Source organism: Dinoroseobacter sp. S375 (assembly GCF_049800775.1).
Lineage (GTDB): Bacteria > Pseudomonadota > Alphaproteobacteria > Rhodobacterales > Rhodobacteraceae > Dinoroseobacter.
The window spans coordinates 51,504-60,117 of record NZ_JBNAFR010000017.1 but is presented as its reverse complement, the minus strand read 5'-3'; the positions used below and the strand labels follow the sequence as shown (position 1 = coordinate 60,117).

General features: G+C 58.9%; 7 protein-coding genes and 1 pseudogene. 1 reads left to right on the top strand and 7 read right to left on the bottom strand.

What is annotated here, in order from left to right; genetic code table 11:
- Nucleotides 1-989: hypothetical protein (locus ACP150_RS21630; RefSeq protein WP_424968805.1), on the top strand; the 989-nt coding region annotated here is incomplete at its 5' end.
- A gap of 637 nt (nucleotides 990-1,626) precedes the next feature.
- Here the strand turns inward: ACP150_RS21630 and ACP150_RS21625 are convergent.
- The 7 genes and pseudogenes from ACP150_RS21625 to ehuC form a co-directional block, all read right to left on the bottom strand.
- Nucleotides 1,627-2,544, bottom strand: coding sequence for an META domain-containing protein (locus ACP150_RS21625; RefSeq protein ID WP_424968804.1), 918 nt, complete (start codon nucleotides 2,542-2,544; stop codon nucleotides 1,627-1,629).
- A gap of 122 nt (nucleotides 2,545-2,666) precedes the next feature.
- A complete protein-coding gene (locus ACP150_RS21620; protein ID WP_424968803.1) occupies nucleotides 2,667-4,040 on the bottom strand; it encodes an amidohydrolase family protein in 1,374 nt (457 codons plus the stop codon).
- A 391-nt stretch (nucleotides 4,041-4,431) separates the two neighbouring features.
- A pseudogene (locus ACP150_RS21615) lies at nucleotides 4,432-4,621 on the bottom strand (tyrosine-type recombinase/integrase); the annotation flags it as partial.
- Between the two features lie 238 nt (nucleotides 4,622-4,859).
- The gene (locus ACP150_RS21610) at nucleotides 4,860-6,356 is read right to left on the bottom strand and encodes an aldehyde dehydrogenase (NADP(+)) (RefSeq protein WP_424968802.1); all 1,497 of its coding nucleotides are present in this window, start codon (nucleotides 6,354-6,356) and stop codon (nucleotides 4,860-4,862) included.
- Entirely contained in the window at nucleotides 6,356-7,129 is a 774-nt protein-coding gene (gene ehuA / locus ACP150_RS21605; RefSeq protein ID WP_424968801.1) for an ectoine/hydroxyectoine ABC transporter ATP-binding protein EhuA, read from the bottom strand. The genes ACP150_RS21610 and ehuA overlap by 1 nt, the downstream gene beginning before the upstream one ends.
- Nucleotides 7,129-7,794, bottom strand: a complete 666-nt coding sequence (ehuD, locus tag ACP150_RS21600) for an ectoine/hydroxyectoine ABC transporter permease subunit EhuD (RefSeq protein WP_424968800.1) — start codon at nucleotides 7,792-7,794, stop codon at nucleotides 7,129-7,131. The genes ehuA and ehuD overlap by 1 nt, the downstream gene beginning before the upstream one ends.
- The gene (gene ehuC / locus ACP150_RS21595) at nucleotides 7,794-8,504 is read right to left on the bottom strand and encodes an ectoine/hydroxyectoine ABC transporter permease subunit EhuC (protein WP_424968799.1); all 711 of its coding nucleotides are present in this window, start codon (nucleotides 8,502-8,504) and stop codon (nucleotides 7,794-7,796) included. The genes ehuD and ehuC overlap by 1 nt, the downstream gene beginning before the upstream one ends.
- Between the last annotated feature and the right edge of the window lie 110 nt (nucleotides 8,505-8,614).

Here is an 8,614-nt window from a genome sequence, read left to right as displayed (position 1 = left end):
GCGCGACGAGGTTTGATCATTGGGCCTACCCTCCAGACTACCCCCCAAGGCAGTCCACCTTTTCAATATCCCCCGACGGAAGCGGTCAGCTTGAAGTTACTCTGAGTGGCGGCCTCATACTAGACAGAGATCCTGAAGCAGAAAACTACGGCGTTTATGTCTACTGCAACGATCGGCTAATCGCTTCCCACGTTAAGAACCACGAGATGGGCTTCTACAAAGGTGAGGCAGGTGTTCCTCACCCGGACGCATCGCTGTGTAGAGTTATTCTGCGTCTCAAAGGCTCACCTGAACTGATGCCTTGGGCGAGCAACAAGAGCGCATTGAATTATAGCCACCCTACTTTTCTGGAGTTGCGGGACAAAATTATCCACCTTACTGCGTACTACTCAACCCTTTCTCGGCGCATGAAAAACGACAGAGAGGAAGGCGTTTACAAGTATCAGTCAGGCCAAGTAGCCGACATAGACTTGAGCCAGCCGGGGACCCAAAAGCAGGTCGTTCTTCCGCCGGTGCCAAGGGGCCGTAAAAAGCCGTATCATGATCGAATAATTGAGCAGAATGCGGCTGTATTCAAGAACGCACCCTGGACTCGAGGCCTCGTTGAAGCAATGGGGGTCGTGGACGGGATCGCGCGCCGCAAGATGGATACCAAGGGGCGCATCGCGTTGATCCTTCTCGATAGCAACCTTGAAATCGGCCTTAAGGAATACATTGTTCATAGTCCTGAAAAATTTCCACCCCAAAAATACGGTGACGCTGAAATAGCTAAGATATTCAAGGCCCGTCACTTGGTGATAAATGCCGTCAAGCCGATTCCGGGCATATCTGACGCCGATTGGGGGAAGGTTTCCCACTACTACAACATGCGAAATAAGCTAATACACGAACGTGCGTCAGTACAGGTTTCCGAGAGAGACGTAGAAGACTATAGGGAGCTAGTTTCCCGCATACTGACGGCATTATTCGATTTGGATTTCCAATACTAAAATATCCGAAATTTCCCATGGCAAAAGCTTCGCAATTGGGCTTCCAGCTCATTGGAGATTCGAGAGGTTGCCCCCACCACTAGAGCAGGTTTGATCTGGAATCTTCCGGTTGTATTGCAGTGTTGAGCGGCAGCGTGGAGACCGCAAGGGTCTCAAGCGCTGGCGCGGTTGTTTTCGTCAGAAACTTGGAGCAGCCTCCAGAAAGTGGACCAACAACAGCGCGAGCCGCCGTTGCTGGGACCGCACTGAAGGGTGCCAAAGTCCGCGATGTGTCAGTAAGAGGAAGCTTGAGGTTCGCGCTTGCGGCGAACGTCAGCTATGTTGGCCGCAACGCAGCATCCGAGCGAGTATCCAATGGCAGGTCAGGGCCGTCCTCGCTGGCTATATGCACTTGACCCGCAAACGTGCTGTCAATGATCCTAAGGCAGGGAAGAGCCTATGGCGTCCCGTGATGCCGTCGCTCGCAATGTCTGCTGACGTGCAGCACCTCATATGGGTAGCTCGGAACTGGATACGCGTCTCTGATTGCTTGCGTGGACCTGCGATCCGGACGATGCGCGATCTTGCGCGCGCGCAAAGGCGCGATGATGGCGGTCAAAGCTCCCCTCCGGAGAGCGTTGACGCGAGCGTATTGCTCTTATCGAAAGAAGGGCAAATACGCCGCTCGAAACCGGGCGACGCGGTCGCCTTCGGCATCCATGAGTCTGAGGGTGCGACCGCCGATCTCGTAGCGCGCGACGCTGGACAGAATGTCTCCCAGTTGCGCTTCCAAAGCGGCGAGCGGATCGGGGCACGCCATCATCGTGCTCGACATCGGCTGCGCGAAGGACAGGTCCGACCCGGACCCTGACATGCCGCCACGGATCGTGTTGCACCCGACAGACGCTAGAAACATATCCTCACTTGGACTGAACGACATGAACGGCTCGCGAGACCCGATCGAGGGATCGAGCTCGGTGTCGCCGAGTGCGGTCATTCTCCATACCGCGTCCTGCAAATCCAGAGACCTGTTTCCGAGGCGGCAATCCTCTCCGGGGAATGCCCCTGTGAACGCCATCGGCACAACCGTCAGTCTTTCGGGGCCTTCCATTTGCGCGCGCATCTCGATCACCGCGTCCATGGTCACGAACAATGGTTCTGCAGGGCCCGCACGATCTGCCAGATACGCGCGCTCCAGCGTCAGGTAGTCTTCATCCTGCGCGACCGGGTAGAGCTTCCCCGTGGCGCAGTGCACGATCGTTGCCGCATCAGCGAAATAGGTGAGCATGCCCGAGATCGGCAAATTCAGTGCGGCGGGAGAGAAGGAGTCCGACAACTCGAAGTCCTGCGATGCGTCTCCTTGTGCCGCGACAGGGCGCAGGCGCTGAGCATTCCGGACGTCAAAGGCAAGGCTGCTCGTCCCGAGGTCGAGAACGACGGCACCCTGGCGCGGGTCGGCGTGCCAACGACCTGCATGAGCTTGCCCGTCCGAGGTGAAATGGAAACTCTGATCCGGCCAAAGATCAAGCTGTTCGGTCGTATCACCTGTCGTGCGCATGTAAGAGCCCGGTGTCATGGCGCCATGGGCCCCAACGAACGATCTGTCCTCCTGTGCCGCGACACCGAAGGGTAGCGACAGCAGAAGCGCCCCCGCGAGAGCGAATGCGATTGTCTTGGACCGAGAAGTCCCGTGAGCCATCAGAGTGTTTCCTTGAATACGCGGCCAGCCTTCATCCCGAGCCGCAGGTTCGTCTCAGGGTCCTGTATGAAATCAATGCTGGTTTCGGGGTCTCCGTCCCATACGAGCAGATCGGCATGCGCGCCCTCCTCGAGAACGCCAAGGCGGCCCTGATACGGATCACGGGGTCCCGACAGGGCAAGCAACTCTCCGGCTGCGCCCGTTGCCATGCGCAACGCCTGAAGCGGCGCCATGAAACGCGCAAGCTTGGTCAGTTGCCGCCCTTGGCTTTGCGATCCTCCGGGATTCAACAATATGTCCGTCCCGAACGCCATATTCACCCCTTCCGCACGACCTTCTTCGAAGGCGCGGATCGTCCCCTCGGCGACCTGCTTTTGCTTGGCTTGCTGGATAGGGTCGGATTTCGGGTTTGCATCCTCGTCGGCAAGGAAGGGCTGGATCGACCACCACGCGCCCTCCTCCCGCATCATCCTGATGGTCTCGGTATCGGCCAGCTGACCATGCTCAATAGACTTCACCCCGGCGCGCAAAGACCGCTGGATGCCTTCCGGGGTGTAGACATGCGCGCAGACATACGTGCCCCAGTCGGCGGCTGCCCGCACGGCGGCGTCCATTTCTTCCTCCAGAAACTGCGCGGTATCCAAGGGATCATAAAGCGAGGACACGCCTCCACCCGCCATGATCTTGACCTGGCTCGCGCCTTTCATGAGCTGCTCACGGGTGCGGCGCAGCACCTCGTCGCGCCCGTCTGCGATCGCCGCGACACCGGTGCGCTCCGTGTGATCCGCCGGATCCCCCGGCATACGCGGCAGCGTGTTGAGAAAGCGAAAATCGCCGTGACCCGATGTCTGCGAAATCATTGCACCAGACGGAAAGACCCGGGGTCCCGGCAGTACGCCGCGATCAATGGCCGTTTTGAGACCGAAGACCGGCCCGCCCGTATCGCGGACCGTCGTGAAACCGCGCCGCAGCGTCGCCCCTGCTTCCTGCCCGGAAATAAGATGGATCAGGGCGATGTCTTGCGTCAGGGCGGCGGTCTGGCTCACGCTTGCGAGTGTTGCATGCCAGTGGCAATCGATCAGACCCGGTGTCACCGTACGGGCACCGCAGTCGATGATGTCCGCGTCACCCGGACCCGTCCCCGCGGGGAGGATCGCGGCGATGCGGCCGCCATCGACAAGAATGTCCCGGCCGGTTTGTACCGACAAGGTCTGGCCATCAAAGAACCGAAGGTTTGTAAGGAGTGTCGGGCGACCGGGTGATTGCGCCCGCACCTCGGTAGGTGCAAGCCCGAAGCCCGCGAACATGCCAATGACGGCGGACATGCCACCAATCAGTTGACGCCGTGTGATGTCAGCTTCGATCCTGTCCATCGCGGCTTGCGTCTCCGGTGCACCGCACAGGCACGGGTTGATCCACCCGGCTTCGGTCAGAACCGCTTCGCAGCACTTCATACACATGGCAAAAAACCCTCAAAAACTGGCATGGATGACAGGCCATCACCCCGCATCTTTTAAAGGATGCGGCGCTTTCTGAACTCGATCAAGGACCTCCTTGCCGTCCAGGCCCAGTCGTCGCCGTCAGACAGGGGAAGCGCCGGACCAACATCGGGCGCTTCTGACCAAGGCCTCCCGCGTTTCGGACCGCCGGTGCCCTCGGCTCAGAAAAATGCTGAATGTCGCTCAAGCGACTGCAAACGCAGAATCTTGAAAAACGATCAAAGGTCCGGAATGGGCCGCCAGCGACGACGGCGCGAGGTTTTTGGAGTTCAATGGCCTCGGTGATTGCCTGCGCGCCTTCGGGATCCACGCCCATGTATCGGACTGTGCTGTCGATCTTGGTGTGCCCAAGCAGAAGCTGGAACCGCCCGTAAGTTGCCGGTCGTCTTGAAGATCCGGGTTCCTTTTGTTCGCCGCATCGAATGCGTGCCGCAGGCACTCGCCTCCAATCCGATCCGCCGTGCCCTCCACTGCGTCTACCCGACATTGACAAGGGACCTTATCACAGGATTGCGGCGCGGCATCTGAGGTCGGCGTTGCGCCCATAGCTTCCAAATGCTGCGTCGTGCAAAGGCGTCGCATATGCTCGGAACAGAGACATGAACTGCAGACACCCGACACTCTATGATGACTGCCGCTGAGGACATTCTGCGTCTTCTCGACGAGAGCCGGGGTTTGATCGTTCTCAAAGTCTCAGTCTGTCATGTCTTGAAACCCCTGGTAGCAAACAGGCCGTAACCATCGCCTGATTGCGATGGTGCCCACGCTGCTGTGTCCGAAATTGGTCGATGCAGGATATGGCCCGCCGTGCACCATGGCGCCGGCAACATCCACGCCAGTTGGAAATCCATTCGCCAGAATCCGTCCTGCCTTGCGCTCCAGAACCGGAAGAAGTGCTTCGACCAGAGCCTTGTCGCTGGCGTCCATTTGCAGGGTGCAGGTTAACTGACCCTCAATATGGCGGGCAACGCGCATAAGCTCACTGTCGTCCTGAACACGGACCACAAGGCCGAAGGGGCCAAACACTTCATGATGCAACTGTGACGTCTCGATAAACACGTCACTCGTCGTTTCAGCGAGCCCGGGAAGGACCATTCGATCCGTCGACGTCCCGTGCGAGTGCAATTGAACGCCGGGCTGGTTTTGCACCGTGGCCAGCCCATCGCGGTAGGTCGACGCGATGCTGTCGGTCAGCATGGTTTGCGGTTCAGTATTCTTGAGAAGCGATGTTGCGCGTCCGAGGAACCGATCTCCGTCCGCGCCTTGCGGCACGATGACGAGGCCCGGGTTCGTGCAAAACTGCCCGACCCCCATGGTCAGCGATGCGACCCAATCGCACGCGATGTCTTCGCCGCGTTTGGCGAGGGCTCCGGGCAGTATGAACACCGGGTTGATTGAGCCCAGTTCACCGAAGAATGGAATGGGTACCGGACGCGCAGCACACAGATCGAAAAGCGCCCGTCCTGCCGCCAGAGAGCCGGTAAAGCCCACCGCCGCAGTCAGCGGGTGCGTGACAAGGGCATGACCCAGAGCATGCGACGTGCCTTGGATCATGGAGAAGACGCCCGATGGCAATGCGCAGTCCGACACGCTCTCGGAAATTGCGCTTGCGACCACTTCCCCGGTTCCCGGATGCGCGGGATGGCCTTTCACGACAACCGGACACCCTGCCGCCAAGGCCGACGCCGTATCGCCACCCGCGACGGAGAAGGCGAGCGGAAAGTTCGACGCGCCAAACACGACAACTGGACCTACAGGGCGCATCTTCAGTCGCAAGTCGGGGCGCGGCAGAGGCTCCCTGTCCGGGAGCGCCGGGTCGTGGCGGACCTCCAACTCTCGACCGGCTTCCACGAAATCAGCGAACATGCGGAGTTGGCCCGTGGTCCGGCCCGTTTCGCCACGCAGCCTTGCTTCTGGCAGGCCAGTTTCTTCGGTTCCGATTTCGGCAATGTCATCTGCACGCGCTTCGATCTTGTCGGCTATCCTGCGCAGCAGCGTTGCGCGCGTCGCGCCATCGGTCGCTGCAAACGCGATAAAAGCATCCTCGGCGGCGTTCAACGCAAGGTCGACTTCGTCGCTGCCGCCTTCAGAAACAGACAACGACCGGCCCGACAAAGTCTTGGATTGAAAGTACCCGGCACCCGTCTTGCTGCTTTTACCGGCGATGAAGTGCGCACCCGTAAGCGCCATCACCCCGCCTCCAGGACCTTGGCGAGAAACTCCTTGGTGCGCGGGTGTTCCGGGTTGGCAAAGAACTCGTCCGGCTTGCCCTGCTCGACAAATTTCCCGCTTTCAAAAAACAGGATCCGGTCTGATACCTCTTTCGCAAAGCCCATCTGGTGCGTCACCAAAAGCATGGTGTAGCTGTGCTCGGACGCGAGCGACCGGATCACGGACAGCACTTCACCGACCATTTCGGGATCAAGCGCAGAGGTGGGTTCATCAAAGAGCAGGATTTCCGGGCGCATGGCCAAGGCACGAGCGATTGCCACGCGCTGTTGCTGGCCACCTGACAGCTGCGAGGGGTAGTGGTCTTCCTTGTCGCTCATGCCAACCATGCCAAGCAGCTCGCGCGCCCGCTCCACCGCTTCGTCCTTTCTAAGTCCAAGCGACTGGACCGGCGCCTCGATGCAGTTCTGAAGCGTCGTCATGTGCGGGAAGAGATTGAAGTTCTGAAAGACCATCCCGATTTTCGAGCGCATCTTGCGGATGTGCGATGGTTTTGCCGAAACAAACCCATCGCCCTTTCGGACATGCGTGAAAGGTTCACCGTCCAGCGAGATAACGCCTTCCTGGATTTCCTCCAAAGTCATGAGAACGCGCAGCACCGTGGTCTTGCCTGACCCGGACGGTCCAATGATCGAAACAACCTCGCCTTCCTCGATTTCGAGGTTGAGCCCATCCAGAACGGTCAGGGTTCCATAGCGCTTGGTGACATTGTCGAAGGTGATCTTGGGGGCCATCAGTGATAGACCTTTCTGTTGACATAACGCTCGACCATGCCGACGAGTGCGGCGGCGATAAGGCTCAGAATGAGGAACAGGATCCCGGCCACGGTGATCGCTTCGGTAAAGCGGTAGGTTTCGATGCCGATGCCTTTGGCCACCTGCATGATCTCGGCCACGGCCACGAAGGACAGCAGGGGTGTTTCCTTGAAAATCGCAATGAGGAAGTTGCCGAGCGCAGGCACAATAGGGGGTAAGGACTGCGGAATAATGATCCCGGTAAGAGTTCTGACCGGGCTCAGGTTCAGGGCCCGCGCCGCTTCCCATTGTCCACGTGGCACGGCATCAAAACCAGCACGAAACACCTCCGAACAGAGCGCACTGTAGTATATGCCGATGGCGAGAATACCGGTCGTCAGTGGCGGCAATGTCAAACCGAATTCAGGCAGCACGAAAAACAGAAAGAATATCTGGACCAGAAGCGGCGTGCCGCGAATGAACTCGATGATTTCGCCAACGACAAGCGCGACGATCCTGATGGGGCTCTTGCGAAGAAGCATCAAAGGAAGCCCGAGCGCGACCGCAAGCAGGAACGAAAAAACGGTCGCCTGGATCGTCACCGGCAGGGCTTGCAGCAAGGCCGGCAGAACGCGGTCGAATGTGAATTCCCATGACCAGTCCATCAGATCGTCCTCCCCCGATATCGCGCAGCCCGAACCTCAAGCGCACCGAAACTGAATCGAACGATCTGGCTGAGAATGTAGTAGAGCAGCATCGTGATCGTGAAGATTTCAACGGTGCGGTAGTGGATGTTGTTCTGCAAAACAGAGGCATACGTGATGTCGACCAGCGTGACCGCCGACACCAGCGCTGTCGACTTGATCAACTCGATCGTCAGGTTGCCCATGCCAGGCAGCATGATGAGTGCGGCTTGGGGAAAGATGACGCGGACAAAGCGTTTCCATGGCGGCAGGTTGAGTGCAACCGCAGCTTCTTTCTGGCCCTTTGGAACGGACCGCAGGGCACCGCGCACCACCTCGGCACCATAGGCACCATAGTTCAAACCGATGGCCAGCACGCCCGCCAGCATCGGTGACAGCGTGATGCCAAATTCCGGCAAAACGAAAAACAGCCAGAACAATTGCACCAGCAGGGAGGTGCCACGAAAGATCTCGACATAGATCGCGCAGAACCATCGAAGGGGCCGGAAGGAGTGCGCCCTGCCCGCGCCCGCCAGCACGGAGGCCACAAAGAACACGACCAGGGAAAGGACCGCCACCTGTATGGTGACCACCGCGCCTTGCAACAGCGCGGGAAGGAATACGCGCAGTTCTGAAAACGTGGCGAACACCATACCCGCGACGAAGGCGAGTAACACCACGATGGCGGCCATTCTGATCGAGGTCGATGTCATCGTTCTGCCTTTCGCGCGTCACCCATGTGACTGCACTCGGTCCGAAACCATGCGTTTTGCACAGGATGTGCTACCTGTATGGTGGGGCA